Genomic DNA, 19,152 nt, shown 5'->3' with positions numbered 1-19,152 from the left:
AGTCCCCCGGGCCTCCTGTCCGAACCCGGTCAGTGCGCTCGGAACTCGGGGCGCGCTGCGAGTGGCCCGAGCGCGGCGTGCACCGCGCCCTTCGCCGACTCGAGCGACGGGTAGCGCCCGCCGCTGCGGCCTCGTCCGTAGAGTTCGACCTGGAAACCGTCCGCATCACGGTGGATGCTGCCCACCGCTCCTGCCGGACCGATCGCGACCCAGGTCCCGTTGTTGTTCGTCATCGTTCGACCACCTCCTCGTGGCCCCGACGCCCGAGGATCAGGACGCCAGGATGTACTGACTGTAGGCCTTGCGGACCTTGTTGACCTTGGGCAGCGCCACCGCGAGGCAGTAGCCCTGTCCGGGGTTCTTCGCGAAGAAGTCCTGGTGGTACTCCTCTGCTCGGAAGAACGTCGTGAGCGGCTCGATCGTGGTGACGACGCCGCCGTCCCAGATCTCCGACGCGCGCTGGATCGCCTGCTCGAACAGCTCGCGCTGGGCATCGTCGGCGGGGAACATCGCCGAGCGGTACTGCGTGCCGACGTCGGCGCCCTGCCGGTTCAGCTGCCGCGGGTCGTGCAGCGTGAAGAACACGTCGAGGATGACGTCGGCGGGGATCACCGTCTCGTCGAAGGTCACCGCGACGGCTTCGGCGTGACCGGTCGACCCGGTGCACACCAGCTCGTACGACGGGTTCTCCACCCGGCCGCCGATGTAGCCGGACTCCACGTCCTGCACCCCCTGGAGCGTGCGGTACACGGCGTCGAGACACCAGAAACATCCACCTGCGAGCACGAATGTGGTCATGGGCACGAACCTACCTCCGGGGCCTCCGGACGCTCTCGGAGAGGGGACAACTCCTCCACAATCCGCGCGGCCCGGCAGCCGTCCCCGGTCGACGTCCGAGGCCTCGGCGTGTCGGTGGTCGCCCGTACCGTCGAACCCACAGCGACCAGGAGGCCCACGATGCACACCACGACAGAACCCGTCCTGCGGATCCGCACCGTGCCGCTCGCGCGTTCCCGGGGCGACTACCGCATCCTCGACGTCCGCGACGACCTGAGCCGCGTCACCCGGGCGAACGGCGAAGTGGTCGGCTACGTGGACCGCATCGACGTCGCCGGGGGCACCGCGTACCGCGCGCGCCGCTACGTCGCCACCGAGCGTCGGTTCGTCGAGCTGCCGAACGTGTGGTCAGCCGACGACGCCGTCGACTGCCTCCGCTGGTCATGATGTTCCAGATTGGAATCATCTCGGGTCGGATGTGCGGAACACCGCGCCCCCTCCCCGGAGCCTGACCGTTTCGTGGGTAGGGTGCGCGCATGGACTGGTGGAACGACCTGACCGACTGGACTGCATCGGACTCGGGATGGCGCGTGATCTCGGGCGCCCTGATCCCCTTCGTCGCCATCGTCGTGGCGGGCGTCATCGCGGCGCTCATCGGACGCGGCGCGACCAAGCGGGTCGTGGCGCTGCAGGAGCGCGAGTCGAAGAACGCCGCGGTCGCAGCGATCATCTCCGCGGCGCGCAAGGCAGCTGCCTGGGGAACGCTCGGGCACGACGAACGTCGCTACGCGGACCACCTGGCCGAGGACGCCGACATCCGGCTCCGGCTGCTGCCGGTCCAGGGTTCGCCCCTCGCCGCGAGCTGGGCGCAGCACGAGATCGCCGACATCAAGAAGAACTCGTCGACCTTCAGCTTCCAGGCCGACCAGTCGCTCGCAGAGTTCCGTGACCGGCTGCTCGAGTGGCAGGCACGACCGGGCCGCGCCCGCAAGCTGTTCAAGGCCGACCTCGAGCGGTGGAAGTTCGAGTCGCCGGACCCGGATGCCGACCTGATCAAGCGCCAGCAGGACTGGAACGCCGACCAGAACACCGCACAGCGCGCGCAGACGCCCGCCCCAGCAGCAGCGGCACCCGCCGCAGCGCCCACGCCGACGACGACCTCGTTGCGTCCGGCGCAGCGTCCGGGAGGCACGCCCGCTTCCTCCCCCTCCGCTGCGGCCAACGGCGGGTCGGCCACCGCCGGTGGCGCCCCCGCTGCCGCGGCTCCGGCAGTCGCTCCCACCGCTGGACCCGGGTTCTCGGTGAACCGCGGCACATCGGACGCCAACGCCACCCGCTCCTACGGCGAGAACACCACGCGCGTCTACGGTGACGACGCCGCACCGCCGGTCCGGCCGGCCCTCGGCACGCCCACCGCCCCCGCACGCTCGAACCAGAACCAGAACCAGAACCAGACCCAGACCGAAGCCCCGAGCCCGGCTCCGTCCCCGAGTCCGACCCGCGGCACGGACGACACCGAGGTCGTGGACGACCGCACTGCGTCCGACGACACCGTCACCAAGGCGTTCGGTGACACCGACCGGGTCACCCCGGGCCGCGGCACCGACCGCCCCGCGCCGACAGCCGTCGCGAAGCCGACCTCGGCCGACGCGCACGTGAACCGGGCGCCGTCCAACGACGTCCCGGCGAAGGTCGAGACCCCCGGTACGACGAACACGACGTCGATCCCGACCCGCATCACCCAGGCTCCGGCCGAACCGACCGATGCCAGTGAGACGTCCGAGGCGCTCTACACGCAGCCGATCAGCGCCGCCGAGCTCCGTCGCCGCGCCGCCGACGACGACGAGTAGCGGGCGAGGACACCCGGCACGCAGCAGCACGACCCCGCTCGAACGAGCAACGGGCCGCCATCCGATCGGATGGCGGCCCGTTCGCGTCGTGCCCCCGGCAGGAATCGAACCCGCGGCACGGTGGGTAGAAACCACCTGCTCTATCCACTGAGCTACGGAGGCGAGCGACCCCGATTCTAACCGCGACCCGACCGTGGAGCGGTTCCGGAACGGTTCGGCCCGTGTCTGCCGGGAGTTCGCCTGCGGGACACCCGCGCTTCGTACCGTCCGGGAGATGCACTCCTCTGCCACCGTCCTCGCCGTCGTGCCCGCACGCGCCGGCTCGAAGGGGATCCCGGGCAAGAACCTCCGGACCGTCGGCGGTCGGTCGCTCGTCCGGCGGGCCGTGGAGTCGGCTCGGCTCGCGGCGTCGATCGACGCCGTGGTCGTCACGACCGACGGTGACGCCATCGCCGACGAGGCCCGCGCATCCGGCGCCGACGTGGTCCGACGGCCGGCCGACCTCGCCGGCGACCAGGCGTCATCGGAGTCCGCGCTGCTCCACGTCCTCGACGAACGCGAAGCCGCCGGCACCGCGCCGCCCGAGGTCCTGGTGTTCCTGCAGGCCACCTCACCGTTCATCGACCCCGACGACCTCGACGCGGCCATCGCCCGCGTCCGCGACGGGCACGCCGACGTCGTGTTCGCCGCCACGCCGTCCCACGCGTTCCTGTGGCGGGTCGCGTCCGACGGATCCGCGTCCGACGGGGCAGCGGTCGCCGTGAACCACGATGCGGCCACCCGTCCGCGCCGCCAGGACCGCGCCGCCGAGTACCGCGAGACCGGCGCGTTTTACGTCATGCGGACCGATGGCTTCCGGCAGCACCGGCACCGGTTCCACGGACGCATCGAACTGCGCGTCGTCGACCCCGCGGGTGCGATCGACATCGACGACGAGTCCGACCTGAGCCAGGCGGAAGCACTGGCCGCCGCCCAGGCGGAAGAACTGACCGCCGCCCAGGCGGAAGCACTGGCCACGAACCTCGACCCAACCCCGACGCGGGCAGCCCCCGCACTGAACGGAGCACCATGACCGTCACCATCGGCACGTCCACGATCGGCGCGGGCCACCCCGCCTACCTCATCGGCGAGATCGGCCTCAACCACAACGGTGACGTCGACATCGCCAAGCAGCTCATCGACGTCGCCGCCGACGCCGGACTGCAGGCCGTGAAGTTCCAGAAGCGCACCCCGGCCATCGCCACGCCGGAGCACATGAAGAACACCCCGCGCAGCACCCCGTGGGGCGAGATGACCTACCTGGAGTACCGCTACCGGGTCGAGTTCGACCGTGACCAGTACATCGAGATCGGCGACCACGCGACGCTGCGCGGGCTGGACTGGTTCGCCTCACCGTGGGACGAGCCCTCTGTGGACTTCCTCGAGGACCTCAACGTCGTCGCCTACAAGATCGCCTCGGCGTCGGTGACGGACCTCGGCATGCTCGCCGCGGTCGCCGCGACCGGCAAGCCCGTGATCCTGTCGACGGGCATGTCGACGCTCGAGCAGATCGACCGCGCCGTCGAGACCCTCGGCACCGAGCGCCTCGTCCTGATGCACGCGACGTCGACGTACCCGCTCCCCGCCGAAGAGGCGAACCTGCGGATGATCGACACCCTCGCGCACCGCTACTCGGGAGTGCCGGTCGGCTACTCCGGCCACGAGCCGGGGCTGCAGATCTCGATCGCCGCCGTGGCGCTCGGTGCGACCGCCGTCGAACGCCACATCACGCTCGACCGCACGATGTGGGGCTCGGACCACGCGGCCTCGCTCGAGCCGCACGGCCTGAAGACCCTGGCGCGCGACATCCGCATCATCGAGACCGCCCTCGGCGACGGCGTCAAGCGCATCTTCCCCGGCGAGCGGGCACCGCTGGCCAAGCTGCGCCGCGTCGGCGCGTGAGCGGAGCCCACGTGAGCGGAGGGCGCGTGACCGGAGACCGCGTGAGCGGCCCGGTCGACGGGACCCCCGCCCTGGACGCGCCGGCTGACGGCGGTGCGTCGACCGTCGGACGGGAGGCGCGCCTCCCGTCCGACCCGTCAGCACGCGTCCGACGCGTGGTCGCCCTGGTCGACACCGACTCGTTCGCCAAGTGGGGCGCCCACCTGCTCGCCGCGGCGCCCGCCGGTTGGGACCTCGACCTGCGGACGGTCGCGACCCCGCGCTCGGCCAGCGCGAAGCAGCTGCGCTCGGCGTTCCGGGGCCTCGACGCACGACTCGCGCACCTGCGGACCGCCCCGCCGGTGCCGAAGGACGTCGATGCCATCGTCGAGGAGCTCCGCCAGGACCCGCCCGACGCCGTCCTCGTCTCGTTGATCGGTCCGGTCGCCGAGCTGGTCATCGACGAGGTGCACCGCCGGATCCCGGACCGCCCGGTGCTGGTGTCGGGGCTGCCGGGCATCTCGTTCCCGGCGAAGTGGAAGGGCATCTTCTTCCGCGCGCGGGCCGACCTGTTCGTGCTGCACAGCCACCGCGAGGTGCGCGCGTACGAGGAGATGGCGATCGAGGGCGGTGTCGTGCCGCACTTCGCCCTCGCGACGCTGCCCTTCGCCCGGACCGCGAGCGCGAGCGCCGAGGCGAGCGCCGAGGCCAGCGCCGAGGCCAGCGCAGGCGCGGCGGCCGGCGCGACCGCGCACGGCGGACACGTCCGTGACTCCGTCGTCTTCGCCGCCCAGCCGAGCGTGCCGCTCGATCGGGCCGATCGCGCCCTCGTCGTGCGGTGGCTCGTCGCGACCGCGCAGCGGCACCCGGAGTGGCGCGTGGTCATCAAGACCCGCGCGGCCGCCGGCGAACACCAGACCCACCGCGAGGAGCACCCCTACCCCGAGCTGGTGCCGTCGGACGCCCCCGCGAACCTGGTGGTCGAGAGCGGGCCGATGGCCGAGCACCTCGACCGCGCCGTGGCACTCGTGACGATCAGTTCGACGGCGGTCCTCGAGGCTGCGGCCCGTGGCGTGCCCGCACTGACACTGACGGACTTCGGCACCGGTCGGCACCTGATCAACGAGGTGTTCGTGTCGAGCGGCCTCGAGGGCGACTCGGTCGACCTGGTGGACGGCCGGTTCGGCACGGTCCGTCCGAGCTGGATGCAGGACAACTACTTCCACCCGGCCTCGGACGACGACTGGCACCGCCGACTCACCGAGCTCATGGCACAGCGAGACGCCGGGAAGCTCGTCGACCGGGCACCTGCTCGTCGGAGCCGGGGCGGGGTGCTGCGCCGCGCCTGGGAGCGCAAGAACGCGCTCGGCGGTGCTGACCGTTCGGCGCTGGGCTGGCTCGCGCTCGCCATCGGGGCACCGATCCGGACGGGCAAGCGGCTGGCGCGGAAGGCCAGGGCGCTGGTCGACCCGCCGGAGCCGGTCGTGGTGGCGGCGCCGACGTCGCAACGCGAGGCGGGCGCCCAGCGCGCGGGCGTCGGCACCGCGGAGGCCCCCGTCTCAGAGGGCCTTGGCGATCGCGAGCAGCAGTTGGTCTCGGGTCGGGACGCCGGGTGAACGGAAGACCTCGGCTCCGTCCTCCCGCCGCACGATGATCGTGGGGGTGGACCGGATGCCGAGGTCTTCTGCGTCGTCGGGGTACGACGCCACGTCGCGTTCGGTCACGGCCAGCCCGGGGACGAGCGCCGACGCCTCGGCCGACACCCGGCGGGCGGCGGCACACGGCGCACAGAAGGCGGACGTCCAGAGGTCGAGCTGCATGTGACCGTGCAACGCGGCGACGCGGGGTTCTACTCCCGGTCGAACTCGCCGCTGCGGTCGCCGCGGTCGGCCAGGTCGTCGACGGGGTCGGACTCCCCCGGGGCGTACTCGAAGTCGACGGAGATCTGGTCGACGACGTGTCGGTGTCCGGTGGCGCGGTAGGTGAAGGCCGTCTGCAGGCCCTCGACGTCGGCGAACACCGTGACCTCGTCGTCCAGCGCGTCGCTCGTCGCGGTGCGGGTGTCGGTCGTGCCGTCGAAGGGGCCGCCGTGGAAGATCGCGGTGTACTCGTCGCCTTCGTGGATGGTGATGTCGCTCATGCGTCCCTTCTACCAGGCGGCCCCTGGTGGGGCCTGTTGTGCAATGCATAGCATCGCTATATAGTTCAACTATGGAAACAACGCGCGAGCAGACGATCGAGACGCTCCTCGTCTCCGTCAACCGCCTGATCCGCGGCGCCGTGCAGTCGACGGGCAACACCACGTCGACGGCCGTCTGGCGCACGCTCGGCATCCTCGAGTCCGACGAACCGCTCCGGCTCGGCGAACTCGCGGCAGCCTCGCGCGTGGCGCAGCCCACCATGACCCGGCTCGTCACCGGCATGCTCGCCGACGGCCTCGTCACCCGGAACGTCGATCCCGACGACTCCCGCGGGCAGCTCATCGAGATCACCGATGCGGGTCGCGCTCGCCTCACTGCGTGGCGCGCCACCCTCACCAGCACGGTCGGCCCGTTGTTCGCCGACCTCACCGACGACGACTGGGACGTGCTGCACCACGCGTCGCTCCTCATCGCCCAGCGCACAGCACCCACCAGAACGGAGACCCCCGCGTGAACGCCCACGCACCTGCCGGCCAGTCCGGCTCCATCCTCAAGCAGTCCTCAGCGGTCTGGGCGATCGCGTTCGCGTGCGTCGTCGCCTTCATGGGCATCGGTCTCGTCGACCCGATCCTCCCCGCGATCGCAGGCTCCCTCAAGGCGACCGCGGCGCAGACCGAACTGCTCTTCACGAGCTACCTGGCCGTCACGGGCGTCGCGATGTTCTTCACGAGCTGGGTCTCGAGCCGCATCGGGGCGAAGCGCACCCTGCTCATCGGCCTGGCGCTCATCGTCGTGTTCTCGGTCCTCGCCGCCACGTCGAACAGCGTGTGGAGCATCATCGACTTCCGTGCCGGTTGGGGTCTCGGCAACGCGCTCTTCATCTCCACCGCCCTGGCGACCATCGTCGGAGCGGCGTCGGGCGGAACCGCCTCGGCGATCATCCTGTACGAGGCAGCGCTCGGCCTCGGCATCGCCGTCGGCCCGCTCGTCGGCGGCTTGCTCGGCTCGGTCAGCTGGCGCGGTCCGTTCTTCGGCGTCACCACACTGATGGCCGTCGCGTTCATCGCCATCGTCACGCTGCTGAAGACCGGCAGCCTAGAGAAGCCCACACCCACCAGGCTCTCGGCACCGTTCCGAGCCCTCGGCCGTCCCGCCCTCGCAGCCCTCGCCGCGACCGCGCTGTTCTACAACATCGGCTTCTTCGTCCTGCTCGCCTACACGCCCTTCCCGCTCGGCTTCGGCGCACTCGGCATCGGGTTCACGTTCTTCGGCTGGGGGCTCGGTCTCGCGATCACGTCGGTCTGGGTCGCTCCGATGCTCACCGCTCGGATGCGCCGGACGAGCGTGCTGAAGATCGCACTGCCCCTGTTGGCCCTCGACCTGTTCGCCGCTGCCGTGGTCGTGGACTCGCAGGTCGGCCTCATCATCTGCGTCATCGTCGGCGGTCTCGTGCTCGGTGTGCTCAACACCGTGCTCACCGAGTGCGTCATGGAGGCCACGGACCTGCCCCGCTCGGTCGCCTCGAGCGCGTACTCCGCCGTCCGCTTCATCGGCGGCGCGATCGCTCCGCCCGTCGCCACCCTGCTCGCCGACGCGTACGCGCCCTCCGCCGCGTACGTCTTCGCCGGGTTGTCGGTCGCCGTCGCGTTCGTCGTCGTCCTCTGCACGACGAAGGTGCTGCGCCGCGTGGACGACGGAGCCGAGCCGGAGCGCGTCGAGGCCGAGGCAATCGGCGCCGGCGAGATGTCCTAGCCCCCCGGAGCCCCGCGCACCCTCACCCCGCGCACCCCTCCGCGAGCGGGCGAAATGCCCGGCTGTCACGCGGCGTGGCCCGGGCATTTCGCCCGCTCGCGTCGTGCGCACTGGTGGTGACCGCCTGGAGGCCCGGTGACCGTCCGACGGACCGGCACCGGGCCTCCAGGCGGTCGCCGCCACCGCCCCGCGCGCCGCGCCCCGCAAGTTGCCCGCCTGCTCGCCTGCTCGCTCGTGCGCTCGTACGCTCGCCGCTCGCCGCTCGCCGAGCGGGCGAAATACCCGGGTCGCCAGGCGACGCGACCGCGGCATTCCGCCCGCTCGCGTTCCCGCGGGCGAGCAGGAGCGCGAGCCCGGCCCGGCGTCCGACCGAGCGGGCGAGATACCCGGGTCGCCGCGCGACGCGACCGCGGCATTTCGCCCGCTCGCGTTCCCGCGGGCGATCAAGAGCGCGAGCCCGGCCCGGCGTCCGGCCGAGCGGGCGAAATACCCGGGTCGCCAGGCGACGCGACCGCGGCATTCCGCCCGCTCGCGCTGGGTGGGCTGGGCGCGCTCGTCTGGAGGCACGGCGATCGCCCGGCGGACCGGCGGCGGACCGGCAGGCGGTTGCCGCCATGGCGTGCGGGGCAGCACGCGGGCCGGGAATAGGATCGTGCACATGGCAACCGCGAATGACCGCCTCGTCTGGATCGACTGCGAGATGACCGGCCTCGACCTCGAGGTCGACGAACTCGTCGAGGTGGCCGTCGTCATCACCGACTTCGACCTCGAGCCCGTGCACCCCGGATTCGACATCGTGATCAAGCCGGACCAGTCCGCGCTCGACAACATGAACGAGTTCGTGACGAACATGCACGTCACCTCGGGACTCATCGACGAGATCCCGAACGGCGTCTCCCTCGCCGACGCCGAGTACCAGGTGCTCGAGTACATCCTCGAGCACGTCCCGGCCGAGGGCACCGCGCCCCTGGCCGGCAACACCATCGGCACCGACCGCGCGTTCCTGTCGAAGTACATGCCCCGAGTGGACGGACACCTGCACTACCGCAGCGTCGACGTGTCGAGCATCAAGGAACTCTGCCGGCGCTGGTTCCCCCGCGTGTACTTCAACTCGCCCGAGAAGCACGGCGGACACCGTGCCCTCGCGGACATCCTCGAGTCGATCCGCGAGCTCGAGTACTACCGTCGCGCTGGGTTCGTCGCCGAGCCGGGGCCGACCACGGACGATGTGCGCGCCGTCCAGGCCGAGGTCGTCGAGAAGTGGGAACCCCGCCTGACCCAGTAGTGGTCCGACGGGCCGCTGGCATGTACTACTATTGAGTGGTCGCGCCGGTCCGCCGGTGTGTGCATGGTGGATATAGCTCAGTTGGTAGAGCGCCTGGTTGTGGTCTAGGAGGTCGCGGGTTCGAGACCCGTTATTCACCCCGGTGCTGATGCGAGTCAGCGGAAGGCCCCGGTCCCTCGGACCGGGGCCTTCGTCGTTCCGCCAGGTTGGTCTGCGACGATCGTCTCCGTGATGGAGATGTCCGCCGACGACTTCGAGCAGCTCGTGACCGACGAGCTCGACCTGCTCCCCGACGAGATGGTCGACGGGCTGGACAACGTGGTGTTCGTCGTCGAGGACGAACCGGAGAACGGCGAAGAGCTCTTCGGCGTGTACGACGGCATCGCGGCGACCGAGCGCGGGCAGTACGGCTTCGGCGAACTGCCCGACCGCATCGTGGTGTTCCGGAAGCAGCACCTGGCCGAGTGCGACACCGTCGAGGAGCTCAAGGACGAGGTGCACACGACCCTCGTGCACGAGATCGGGCACTTCTACGGCATCGACGACGAGCGGCTCCACGAGCTCGGCTGGGCGTAGGCCGCCGCACTCGCCGCACCCGCACCCCGCACCCGGCGGGCGGCACCCGAGTTTCGGGCTCAGCGACATTCCTCGGGCCCACGAGCGCGAGAACTGTCGCTCACCGCGAAAACTCGCACCAGCCCGCCCCTCAGAACCGCGTCGGCCCCACCTCGTGGTAGTTCTCCCACGCGTCGACCGGCCCCCGCCCGTGCAGCGCGTACTCCCCCACGAGCCGCTCCTTGTAGACCGCCGGGTTGTGCGACGCCACGACGCGGGCGTTCCGCCAGTGCCGGTCCAGCGCCCGGGTGCGGTCGGCCGCCGAGGCTCCGCCGACCTCGAACAGCTCGGACGCCGACCGGAGCACCCGCGGCCCGATCTCGACCTGCGCCTGGTACACGGCGTTCTCGGCAGCGTCCAGCAGTGCGTGGTCGACCCCGACCCCGGGCTCGTTCGTCGCGACCACCCCGTCGAGCAGCCCCGCGGCAGCGACGACGAGCGATCGAGCGGTGAACGCCCCGGCGGACAACCGACCGAGGACCGCCAGGACCTGCGGGTCATCGCCCGGCCGAGGAGCGTTCGCGTGGATGTACGTCCGGGTCCGCGGCCGCACGAACGCGACGGCGTCGTCGGACACCGCTTGCCCGATCCCGGCCAGGACGGCCAGCAGGTACAGCTGGTAGAAGGCCTGGATGTGCGACAGCGGTGCGTCCCGGTACGCCGACACCACCGAAGGGTCGACCCGCACCCCGTCGAACACGGTGGTGCCCGACGCGGTCAGCCGCTGCCCGAACCCGTCCCAGTCGTCGATGCTCCTCACGCCAGGCGCGGAGGCATCGACGGCGAACGTCACACGTTCCCCTGCGCGGTCCGCCGCCAGGTAGATCCAGTCGGCGTAGAGGGTGCCCGTCGAGTAGAACTTCCGCCCGTCGAGACGGAGGGAATCGCCATCGGGCGTCACGGTCGTCGAGATGTCGGCGAGTGTCGTGCCGGTCCGCTCCGAGGTCGCGTTCCCCACGATCGCCCCGTCGACGATGCGTTGCAGCCACTCGTCCTGCCCGGCCGACGACGGCCGGAGCAGCACGAGCTCGGTGTACCCGAAGTGCCCGCGCCACAGGTGTGCGATGTTCGAGTCCGCGGCCGCCAGGTCCGCCACCAGGTGGATGAGTTCGACCAGGGTCACGCCGAAGCCGCCGCGGTCCTCGGGAACGCGCAGCCGTCCGAACCCCGCGTCGGCGAGCGCCCGGACCTCGGCGTGCGGCAACGGCCGGTCGCCGGGGGTGCCGGAAGCGAGTTCGCGCTCGACCGCGCCCTGTCGGATGGTCGCGAAGACCGGTGCGAAGCGCGCCCGCAGCGTGGCCAGGCGGTCGGCCGGGAGGCTCGGCGTGCGCCCGTCGGTCGTCGTCGCGTCCGTCATGCGGTCACCTCCACGGCACGGGTCGCGTCCACGACACCGCTCGCGCCACCGGTGAACGCGCCGCGCCACTGCCTGGCGGGGTGCGTGTCCGGCAGCTGCGGGTGGCCGAAGAGCTTCTCGCGCAGGGTGCCCTCGCGGTACTCGGACTGCATCAGCCCCCGCTCCTGCAGGGTGGGCGCGATGTGGTCGACGAACTCCTCGTACGAGCCGGGCAGGGTCCAGTTGATGACGTTCACCCCGTCGACGCCGACGCGCTGCCAGTCGGCGAGTTCGTCGGCGATCTGGTCGGGCGTGCCGACGACCCGCGCACGGAGCTTGGCGGACAAACGGGCGAGGTCGGCGATCGTGGGTTCGCGGTCGCCGGCGGCCTCGCGGAGCCACTGCAGGTGCGACTGCCCGGCGTGGGTGCGGACCTCGGACAGCGGGGTGTCCGGGTCGAGGGCCTCGCCGGTGTCCGGGTCGAAGCCGAGGTTCGAGTGCACCAGGAAGCCGTCGGCCGCCAGGTACTCGTCGATCTCCGCCTCCTTGGCCTTCGCCTCGGCCTCGGTGGACCCGGTGACGAAGGTCAGCCCGAGGAAGAAGGCGATGTCGTCCCGCCGACGCCCGGCTGCCTGAGCGAGGTCGCGGGTCTCGCGGATGAGCTGCTCGGTGGCGTCGCGGTTCGAGGTCAGGATGAACTGGGCCTCGGCGTTCCGTGCGGCGAAGGCACGGCCGGCGGGCGAGGAGCCGGCCTGGAACAGCACCGGCGTCCGCTGCGGCGACGGTGCCGACAGGTGCGGCCCCTGCACGTCGTAGCGCTTCCCGTGGTGGTCGATGCGGTGCACCTTGTCGGGGTCGGCGTAGCCGCGCACCGGGTCCTTCAGGACGGCACCGTCCTCCCACGAGCCCTCCCAGAGCTTCGCGCAGACCTCGAGGTACTCCTCGGCCCAGACGTAGCGTTCGTCGTGCTCCTCGAGCCGGTCGGCGCCGAAGTTGCGGGCGGCGCTGTCGAGCGCACTCGTGACGACGTTCCAGCCGATCCGGCCCCGGGTGATGTGGTCGAGGGTGGAGACCTTGCGGGCGAAGTCGAACGGGTGCGACTGGATGACGCTCGACGTGAACGCCAGGCCGAGGTGCTCGGTCGACACGGCGAGCGCGGAGAGCAGCACCGACGGGTCGTTCGAGGGGATCTGCAGTCCCTCGCGCAGGTTGGTCGAGTAGTCGCCGCGCCCCGGTCCGTAGGTGCCGACGACGTCGGCGAAGAACATCGCGTCGAACTTGCCGCGCTCGAGGGTCCGCGCCAGGTCGGTCCAGAGCGTGACGTCGTCGAAGTCGGCCTGGCGGGCGTCCGGGTGCCGCCACAGGCCGTGCTGGATGTGCGACGTCGTGTTCATGACGAAGGCCGCGAAGCGCAGCGGACGGTTCGGTGCATCGCTCATGCACCCCATGTTCCCCGCGGGGCCGGCACGAGGGGCAGTGAGGTGACCCCGCGTTACGCGGGTGGTTCCACCGGACGTCGGAGCCGACCATGCTCCTGAGGCATGCCGACCCCGACCGCTGCTGCCGCGCCTCCCGTCCGCCCCGCCGCACCGACGACGGGCGCGACCCGCCGTCGCGTCGCCCTGGCGTCGTTCGTCGGCACGACCGTGGAGTACTACGACTTCTACCTGTACGCGACCGCCTCTGCACTGGTCTTCGCACCCACCTTCTTCCCGACGGTGACGCCGGCGGTCGGCGTCATCGCGTCGTTCGCGACCTACGGCGTCGGCTTCGTCGCACGCCCGCTCGGCGGGGTGATCGCCGGGCACCTGGGCGACCGGATCGGGCGGAAGAAGCTGCTCGTCGCGTCCCTGGTGCTGATGGGCATCGCGTCGACGCTCATCGGTGTGGTGCCGTCGGCGTCGACCATCGGGGTCGGAGCCGTCGTCGCGCTGGTGTTCCTGCGGCTGCTGCAGGGTGTCGCGGCCGGCGCGGAGTGGGGCGGGTCGGCGCTGCTGTCCGTCGAACACGCGCCCGAACGGCACCGGGGCCTGTTCGGCGCCTTCACGCAGATGGGCTCGGCGGGCGGCATGCTGCTCGCGACCGGCGTCTTCACGCTCGTGCGGACCCTGCTCGGCAACGAGGCCTTCCTGGCATGGGGTTGGCGCCTGCCGTTCCTGTTCTCCGCGGTGATCGTGGCCGTGGGTCTGGTGATCCGGCTCGGCGTGCAGGACGCACCGGTGTTCCAGCAGCTGCGGGCGTCCGGCGGGGTCGAGCGGTTCCCGGTCTGGCAGGCGATCCGGCACCACCCGCGCGCGATCCTGGTGACGGCCGGGCTGCGCCTCGTGCAGCCGGCGCTGTACTCGATCCTGACGACGTACTCGCTGACGTACCTGCTCGCGAAGCGCGGCGAAGCGGGGTCGGCGGCCGGGCTCCAGGCCGTGCTCGTCATCTCCGCGGTGTCGCTCGTGTCGACGCCGTTCTGGGGGTGGCTGTCCGACCGGGTGGGGCGACGGGTGCTCACGATCTGGTCGGCCGTGGGGATCGCCGTGCTCATCTGGCCGTTCTTCGCGTTCCTCGACGCCGGGCCACTCGTGCTGCTGCCGCTCGTGGCGCTGGTCGGGATGTGCGTCTTCCACGACAGCATCTACGGGCCGCAGGCGGCGTGGTTCGCGGAACAGTTCCCGACCGGTCGGCGGTACTCGGGGATGTCGCTCGGGTACCAGATCGGGTCGATCTTCTCGGTGGGGCTCACGCCGCTGCTGGCCGCGGTGTTCGTGGAGCTCGGTGGGGGCTCGCCGTGGATCCTGTGCGGGTACCTCGGGGTGTACGCGGCGCTGAGCATCGTGGCGGCGGTGTTCGCGGTGGATCCGGTCGCGCGGGGGCGGGGTGCCGCGCGGGCGGCGCGGGCGCGGGGTGGGGCGCGTGGGCGGGGTCGAGTTTCGCGGTGAGCGACACTTCTCGCGCTCCCGGGCCCGTGAACTGTCGCGCAGCCCGAGACTCGCGCAGTCCGGGACTCGTGCGGCCGGCCCGTTACGTCCGCAGCACCACGTCGGCCAGGGCAGCCGGGTCCTCGGCGGCGATGAACGCCCGCTCCTGCGCGGCCCACCGATCCCACTCGCGCGCGAACACCTCGCCGTCGCGGCCGATCGCCCGGTCCCACCGCACGGTGTCGTCGGCCTCGAGCCACACCGCGAGCGAGGCCAGCGGCACCGACGCCCGTGACACCGCCCCGCAGCCCTCGATCACGATCGGCCGGTCGGGGTCCACCACGGTCCACTCCGCCGCACGGTCGGCTTTCCAGTCCCACCGGCGGTAGCCGCTCGGTGCGCCGAGGACGTCGCGCGCAACCGCGTCGGAGGCCGCGCGGAGTCCGTCCCACCCCGGGTAGAGGTCGTCGAGGTGCACGACCTGCGCTCCCAGCAGCTGCGCGAGCTGGTCGCCGAGGGTCGTCTTGCCGGTGCCGGAGCGTCCGTCGACGAGCACCACGATCCGCCCGCCGGATGCCGCGGCGGCCCCGGAGGCAGCAACAGCGACGCCCTGTGCCAGCTCCGACGCGTCAGGCACGCCAGGTCCCCGCTCCCACAGCGACTGCGATCGACATCACGCCGATGCCGACGAGCCCCGCGACCATCGCCCCCTCGGGCCCTGCGAACCGCGCGGCCCGCGCCCACGTGCGCCGGCCGGGAGCCCCGAACCCGCGCGACTCCATCGCCACCGCCAGCGTCGTCGCACGCCGCAGCGCGAGCACCAGGAGCGCGAACGCCATCGAGGCCCCGCGTCGCAGCCGTCCGGTGTCGGCCAGTCCCCGCGCACGTCTGGCCATCGCGAGCTGCCGCCAGTCGTCCACCAGCAGCGTCATCATCCGGATGGCGGCGAGCGCACCGAGCACGAACCGCGCCGGCAACCGCAGCACCTGCGCGAGGCCGTCGGCCAGGTCCGTCGGGTCGACGCGGATGAAGAGCGCGACCGCCGGCAACCCCACCGCGAGCACGCGGAGCGCCGTCGCCAGGGCGAGCGTCAGCGACCCGTCGGTGACGTGGGCGAAGCCGAAGTCGAACCACTCCCGTCCCGAGGGTCGTCCGTACAGCGCGATGCTCACCGCCGTCAGCGGCACGGCGATGAGGACCGGCGACACTCGCAGCAGCAGGGTCCGCACCGGCAGCCGCAGGAGCGGCAGCAGGGCGAGTTCGAGTCCGAGGGCGACGGCAGCGGACACGACGTCGAGGCTCAGCACCAGGCACACGCCGAGCGCGAGGACGCCGACGAGCGAGGCCACCGGCTGGACGACGCCGATGCCGCGGCGGGGGCCGGTCGGGGTCGCGTCGGTTGCGGTTGCGGTCGCTGTCGCGTCGCTCGGGGGCGCGTCGGTCATGGTTGCGTCCGTCGCGTCGGTCACGGTCGGTCGGCCTGGAGGCGCGGCTCGGCTCGCCGCCGTCGGCACCGTCTCCGGAGTGGCCACCGTCGCATGCCCCTGGTCGCGTTCCACGCGCCGGGCACCGGCCGCCGTGAGCACGACCTCGTCGGCGTCCAACGCCCGGATCAGGTCGCGGTCGTGCGTGACGGCGACGACGGTGGTGCCGGCGTCCGCGAGTGCTCCGAGGTGCCGGACGACGGCGTCCCACGTGGAGCGGTCCTGCCCGGAGGTCGGTTCGTCGAGCACGACGACCGGGGGGCGCGCCGCGACCACTGCCGCGATCGCGAGCCGACGTTGCTCGCCGCCGGACAGCGTGAACGGGTTCGCGTCGGCCAGGTGCGCGAGGCCGAACTCGGGGAGCAGCACATCGGCCCGATCCGCGGCGTCGGGAGCTCCGAGCGCGCGGGGTCCGGCCTCGACCTCCTCGCGGACGGAGCGGGCCACGAACTGGTGCTCGGGGTCTTGGAAGACGGTGCCGATGCGGGCGGACAGTGCACGGCTCGACCAGGTGTGCGGCGCGGGGTCGAGGCCGGCGGCGAGGTCCGTCGTGGCCGCGAGCTCCCCCGCGACCGGAGGCAGGAGCCCCGCGAGTGTGAGCCCGAGCGTGGACTTGCCGACGCCGTTGGGCCCGGTGACCGCCAGGACCTGCCCGGCCCGGAGTGTCAGGTCGATCCCGCTGCCCACTCGCTGTCGCTTGCCTCGGGCGGTCCCGAGGTCCCGCGCCTCGAGCAACACCGCCGCTCTCGCCCCCGCGCCCGCACCCGCACCCGCACCCGCACCCTCACCGTCGCTCACGCCCGCCCCCTCGCCGCCCGCCCCCTCGCCGAGCGGGCGAAATGCCGCGGTCCCTCCCGAAGACGTCCCGGGCATTTCGCCCGTTCGTCCCGCCCGGCCGTCCGCGAGCGCCCCCTCGTCGGACGTCCCCTCGCCGAGCGGGCGGAATGCCGCGGTCCCTCCCGCGCCCGACCCCGGCATTTCGCCCGCTCGCGCAGGGGCACGCTGACCGCGGGCCGTACCGCGCTCGGGTTCGGCACCGGGCACCCAGACCCCGGCCGCGGTCAGGGCGGCGCCGTGGCGAGCGAGCACCTCGGCAGGCGCGCCGTCCGCGACGACACCGCCGCCGCGCTCGAGCAGCACGAGCCGGTCGACCAGGTCGAGCCAGGTGCCGATGCGGTGCTCCACGACGAGCAGGGTCGCCCCGGTCTCGTCGAGCAGTGCCCGGACGGCGTCGTGCACCTGCGCCACGCCCGCAGGGTCGAGGTTCGCGCAGGGTTCGTCGAGCACGAGGGCGCCCGGCCGCATGGCCAGCACACCGGCGAGCGCCAGTCGTTGCCGTTGTCCGCCGGACAGCATCGCGGTGGAGCGTCCCAGGGGCAGATCGAGCCCGACGACGTCGAGCGCCGACCGCACCCGTTCCCAGATCTCGTCGCGCGGGACGCCGGTGTTCTCGCAGCCGAAGGCCACGTCGTCGCCGATCCGGGACATCACCGTGTGCGCTTCGGGGTCCTGCATGACGAGGCCGACACGCCCGCGGACCGCGCGGGGGTCGGCACCGTCGACGAGGACCGAGCCCTGCGCGGAGGCAGCGGTGTCGTCCGTGGCGTCGGGTTCGTCGGGCAGCACGGCGGCGACCGCTCGGAGCAGTGTCGACTTGCCGGCACCGGACGGGCCGACGATCGCGACCCGCTCCCCCGGTTCGACGATCAGGTCGACGCCACGCACGGCCCACTCGGCACGCTCGGGGTACCGCCACCCCCAGCCGTGGAACGTGATGCGCGCGGGGCGCACGCCGACGACGTCCGGGGACGTCGACGACGGGGCGGACGCCGTCACACCAGTTCGCGCGGCCGGCGTCGGCTGTGCTCGCGTCCGGCCGCGAACGAGGACAGCACACCGGTCCGTGCGAGCGCGCGGACGACCAACCACGAGCCGGCACCCGCGATCACGGCACCCGAGATGATCGCGCAGACGACGTAGACGACCTTGAACGCTGCGTCGAGCCCGGGGTACCAGAGCACGGTGTCGTTGATGCCGAGCGCGAGTCCGGCCGCAGCCCCTGCGAGGACGACGACCGGCAGGCGGTACACGCGGTACAGGAACAGGGCGAGGACGATCTCGGCACCGAGGCCCTGGACGAGCCCGGCCTCGAGCGTCAACCAGCCCCACTGGGTGCCGAAGAGCGCCTCGACCGATGCGGCGACCATCTCACCGTAGAGCGCGGCGCCGGGCTTGCGGACGACGATCGCGACGAGCGGTCCGGCGAGCAACCACACTCCGCCGAACAGGGCCTTCGTGCCCGGGAGGACGAGGTCCATGACGGCGCTGATGGGTTCGTAGCCGAACTCCCACAGCCGGAAGACGACGCCGAGCGCGACGGCGAGCACGCTCGCCACGACGATGTCGACGACCCGCCAGCGCAGCGATCGCCGCGGGGCGGTGGGGACGGTTGATGACGTGCCAGAAGACATGGTGCTGGACTCCTCCCTGCGCCGGCATGATCCGGATCAGGTTCGACGGTCGGAGCGCCACTCGCTCCCTCTCAGCCCGGCGGTCCCGGACTCCCGTGTGTGTCCCAGCAGTCTAGACGTGGTCGCGACCGCGTGTCTGGTCGCGACCACACGACGGACGGGAGGCCCGTGGCGGGTCCGCCACGGGCCTCCCGTCCGGTGTGTCGCTACTTCTTCAGCACGCGCACCAGTTTGCGGAGCACGGTGCCGGTCACCCAGACGAGCGGGATGCTCACGGCGACGAGCGAGATGAGGTTCGGCTCGAACTCCAGGTCCTTGCCGGGGCGACGGATGTACGCGCCGACCGGGATCGACGCGCCGCCGCCACCGCCGCCGCCGTTCTCGTCGTCCCCGCCGCCCCCGAAGCCGAACCAGCCGAGGGACACCGGGATGAGGGTCTGGTCGCCGACTTCGACGGGGTCTCCGTAGTTCGTGGAGACGCCGATCGGGCGTACCTTGTCTGCGATCTGCGTGACGATGTTGGCCATGCGCGCGACGCTACTCGTCCGTTCCTCCACAGGCCGGGCCACGCGCGCACGGGTACACAGCTGGTGCTTGTCTGCGGACGCGGAC

At 72.1% G+C, this 19,152-nt stretch carries 20 protein-coding genes, 2 tRNA genes and 1 riboswitch; of the genes, 11 read left to right on the top strand and 11 right to left on the bottom strand.

Annotated elements, in window-relative coordinates; genetic code table 11:
- Nucleotides 1-29: 29 nt before the first annotated feature.
- Together ITJ59_RS06125 and msrA are read right to left on the bottom strand one after the other, a co-directional pair.
- Complete coding sequence (locus ITJ59_RS06125; protein WP_194650214.1) at nucleotides 30-233, bottom strand: methyltransferase; 204 nt, start codon at nucleotides 231-233, stop codon at nucleotides 30-32.
- A 37-nt stretch (nucleotides 234-270) separates the two neighbouring features.
- Nucleotides 271-798 (bottom strand): peptide-methionine (S)-S-oxide reductase MsrA, encoded by a 528-nt coding sequence (gene msrA / locus ITJ59_RS06120; protein WP_194650213.1) that lies wholly within the window; start codon nucleotides 796-798, stop codon nucleotides 271-273.
- A 159-nt stretch (nucleotides 799-957) separates the two neighbouring features.
- Between msrA and ITJ59_RS06115 the strand changes: the two genes are divergently transcribed.
- Nucleotides 958-1,224, top strand: coding sequence for a hypothetical protein (locus ITJ59_RS06115; RefSeq protein ID WP_194650212.1), 267 nt, complete (start codon nucleotides 958-960; stop codon nucleotides 1,222-1,224).
- A gap of 89 nt (nucleotides 1,225-1,313) precedes the next feature.
- Nucleotides 1,314-2,627, top strand: a complete 1,314-nt coding sequence (locus tag ITJ59_RS19360; protein WP_194650211.1) for a hypothetical protein — start codon at nucleotides 1,314-1,316, stop codon at nucleotides 2,625-2,627.
- An 89-nt stretch (nucleotides 2,628-2,716) separates the two neighbouring features.
- On the opposite strand, the gene ITJ59_RS06105 is transcribed toward ITJ59_RS19360, so the two are convergent.
- Nucleotides 2,717-2,789, bottom strand: a tRNA-Arg gene (locus tag ITJ59_RS06105).
- Between the two features lie 112 nt (nucleotides 2,790-2,901).
- On the opposite strand from ITJ59_RS06105, the gene ITJ59_RS06100 reads away from it, so the two are divergent.
- Genes ITJ59_RS06100 through ITJ59_RS06090 form a run of 3 tightly spaced genes read left to right on the top strand, consistent with a single transcriptional unit; the run spans nucleotide 2,902 to nucleotide 6,163 of the window.
- Nucleotides 2,902-3,699 carry a cytidylyltransferase domain-containing protein gene (locus ITJ59_RS06100; protein ID WP_194650210.1) on the top strand — a complete coding sequence of 266 codons (798 nt, stop codon included), beginning with the start codon at nucleotides 2,902-2,904 and terminating at the stop codon, nucleotides 3,697-3,699.
- Entirely contained in the window at nucleotides 3,696-4,568 is an 873-nt protein-coding gene (locus ITJ59_RS06095) for an N-acetylneuraminate synthase family protein (protein WP_194650209.1), read from the top strand. The genes ITJ59_RS06100 and ITJ59_RS06095 overlap by 4 nt, the downstream gene beginning before the upstream one ends.
- 26 nt (nucleotides 4,569-4,594) lie before the next feature.
- Nucleotides 4,595-6,163 (top strand): DUF6716 putative glycosyltransferase, encoded by a 1,569-nt coding sequence (locus ITJ59_RS06090; RefSeq protein WP_194650208.1) that lies wholly within the window; start codon nucleotides 4,595-4,597, stop codon nucleotides 6,161-6,163.
- Here ITJ59_RS06090 and ITJ59_RS06085 read toward each other — a convergent pair.
- Together ITJ59_RS06085 and ITJ59_RS06080 are read right to left on the bottom strand one after the other, a co-directional pair.
- A complete protein-coding gene (locus tag ITJ59_RS06085; protein WP_123313641.1) occupies nucleotides 6,107-6,367 on the bottom strand; it encodes a thioredoxin family protein in 261 nt (86 codons plus the stop codon). The genes ITJ59_RS06090 and ITJ59_RS06085 overlap by 57 nt on opposite strands.
- Nucleotides 6,368-6,396: 29 nt before the next feature.
- Nucleotides 6,397-6,687, bottom strand: a complete 291-nt coding sequence (locus tag ITJ59_RS06080) for a hypothetical protein (protein ID WP_194650207.1) — start codon at nucleotides 6,685-6,687, stop codon at nucleotides 6,397-6,399.
- Between the two features lie 71 nt (nucleotides 6,688-6,758).
- On the opposite strand from ITJ59_RS06080, the gene ITJ59_RS06075 reads away from it, so the two are divergent.
- The 5 genes from ITJ59_RS06075 to ITJ59_RS06055 all read left to right on the top strand — a co-directional run bounded on the left by ITJ59_RS06075 (nucleotide 6,759) and on the right by ITJ59_RS06055 (nucleotide 10,301).
- The gene (locus ITJ59_RS06075) at nucleotides 6,759-7,202 is read left to right on the top strand and encodes a MarR family winged helix-turn-helix transcriptional regulator (RefSeq protein ID WP_194650206.1); all 444 of its coding nucleotides are present in this window, start codon (nucleotides 6,759-6,761) and stop codon (nucleotides 7,200-7,202) included.
- The gene (locus tag ITJ59_RS06070) at nucleotides 7,199-8,440 is read left to right on the top strand and encodes an MFS transporter (RefSeq protein ID WP_194650205.1); all 1,242 of its coding nucleotides are present in this window, start codon (nucleotides 7,199-7,201) and stop codon (nucleotides 8,438-8,440) included. The genes ITJ59_RS06075 and ITJ59_RS06070 overlap by 4 nt, the downstream gene beginning before the upstream one ends.
- A gap of 658 nt (nucleotides 8,441-9,098) precedes the next feature.
- Entirely contained in the window at nucleotides 9,099-9,725 is a 627-nt protein-coding gene (gene orn / locus ITJ59_RS06065; protein ID WP_194650204.1) for an oligoribonuclease, read from the top strand.
- A 66-nt stretch (nucleotides 9,726-9,791) separates the two neighbouring features.
- A tRNA-His gene (locus ITJ59_RS06060) sits at nucleotides 9,792-9,864 on the top strand.
- 92 nt (nucleotides 9,865-9,956) lie between these two features.
- Complete coding sequence (locus ITJ59_RS06055) at nucleotides 9,957-10,301, top strand: metallopeptidase family protein (RefSeq protein WP_123341128.1); 345 nt, start codon at nucleotides 9,957-9,959, stop codon at nucleotides 10,299-10,301.
- Nucleotides 10,302-10,431: 130 nt separating this feature from the next.
- Here the strand turns inward: ITJ59_RS06055 and ITJ59_RS06050 are convergent, their stop codons facing one another.
- Together ITJ59_RS06050 and ITJ59_RS06045 are read right to left on the bottom strand one after the other, a co-directional pair.
- Nucleotides 10,432-11,697, bottom strand: coding sequence for an acyl-CoA dehydrogenase family protein (locus ITJ59_RS06050; RefSeq protein ID WP_194650203.1), 1,266 nt, complete (start codon nucleotides 11,695-11,697; stop codon nucleotides 10,432-10,434).
- Nucleotides 11,694-13,115, bottom strand: a complete 1,422-nt coding sequence (locus tag ITJ59_RS06045) for an LLM class flavin-dependent oxidoreductase (protein ID WP_194650202.1) — start codon at nucleotides 13,113-13,115, stop codon at nucleotides 11,694-11,696. The genes ITJ59_RS06050 and ITJ59_RS06045 overlap by 4 nt, the downstream gene beginning before the upstream one ends.
- Before the next feature lie 102 nt (nucleotides 13,116-13,217).
- On the opposite strand from ITJ59_RS06045, the gene ITJ59_RS06040 reads away from it, so the two are divergent.
- The gene (locus ITJ59_RS06040) at nucleotides 13,218-14,606 is read left to right on the top strand and encodes an MFS transporter (protein WP_228511092.1); all 1,389 of its coding nucleotides are present in this window, start codon (nucleotides 13,218-13,220) and stop codon (nucleotides 14,604-14,606) included.
- 82 nt (nucleotides 14,607-14,688) lie between these two features.
- On the opposite strand, the gene ITJ59_RS06035 is transcribed toward ITJ59_RS06040, so the two are convergent.
- The 4 genes from ITJ59_RS06035 to ITJ59_RS06020 form a co-directional block, all read right to left on the bottom strand.
- Complete coding sequence (locus ITJ59_RS06035; RefSeq protein ID WP_323749419.1) at nucleotides 14,689-15,222, bottom strand: ATP-binding protein; 534 nt, start codon at nucleotides 15,220-15,222, stop codon at nucleotides 14,689-14,691.
- Nucleotides 15,215-17,905, bottom strand: a complete 2,691-nt coding sequence (locus ITJ59_RS19775; protein ID WP_194650201.1) for an ATP-binding cassette domain-containing protein — start codon at nucleotides 17,903-17,905, stop codon at nucleotides 15,215-15,217. The genes ITJ59_RS06035 and ITJ59_RS19775 overlap by 8 nt, the downstream gene beginning before the upstream one ends.
- Nucleotides 17,902-18,540, bottom strand: coding sequence for an ECF transporter S component (locus ITJ59_RS06025; RefSeq protein WP_194650200.1), 639 nt, complete (start codon nucleotides 18,538-18,540; stop codon nucleotides 17,902-17,904). The genes ITJ59_RS19775 and ITJ59_RS06025 overlap by 4 nt, the downstream gene beginning before the upstream one ends.
- Nucleotides 18,536-18,647, bottom strand: a riboswitch (TPP riboswitch). It overlaps the preceding gene by 5 nt.
- A gap of 99 nt (nucleotides 18,648-18,746) precedes the next feature.
- Complete coding sequence (locus tag ITJ59_RS06020) at nucleotides 18,747-19,067, bottom strand: hypothetical protein (protein WP_111086838.1); 321 nt, start codon at nucleotides 19,065-19,067, stop codon at nucleotides 18,747-18,749.
- Nucleotides 19,068-19,152: the final 85 nt, after the last annotated feature.

Source organism: Curtobacterium sp. VKM Ac-1393, from assembly GCF_015350995.1.
Taxonomy (GTDB): domain Bacteria; phylum Actinomycetota; class Actinomycetes; order Actinomycetales; family Microbacteriaceae; genus Curtobacterium.
This window is presented reverse-complemented; position numbering and strand designations above follow the sequence as displayed.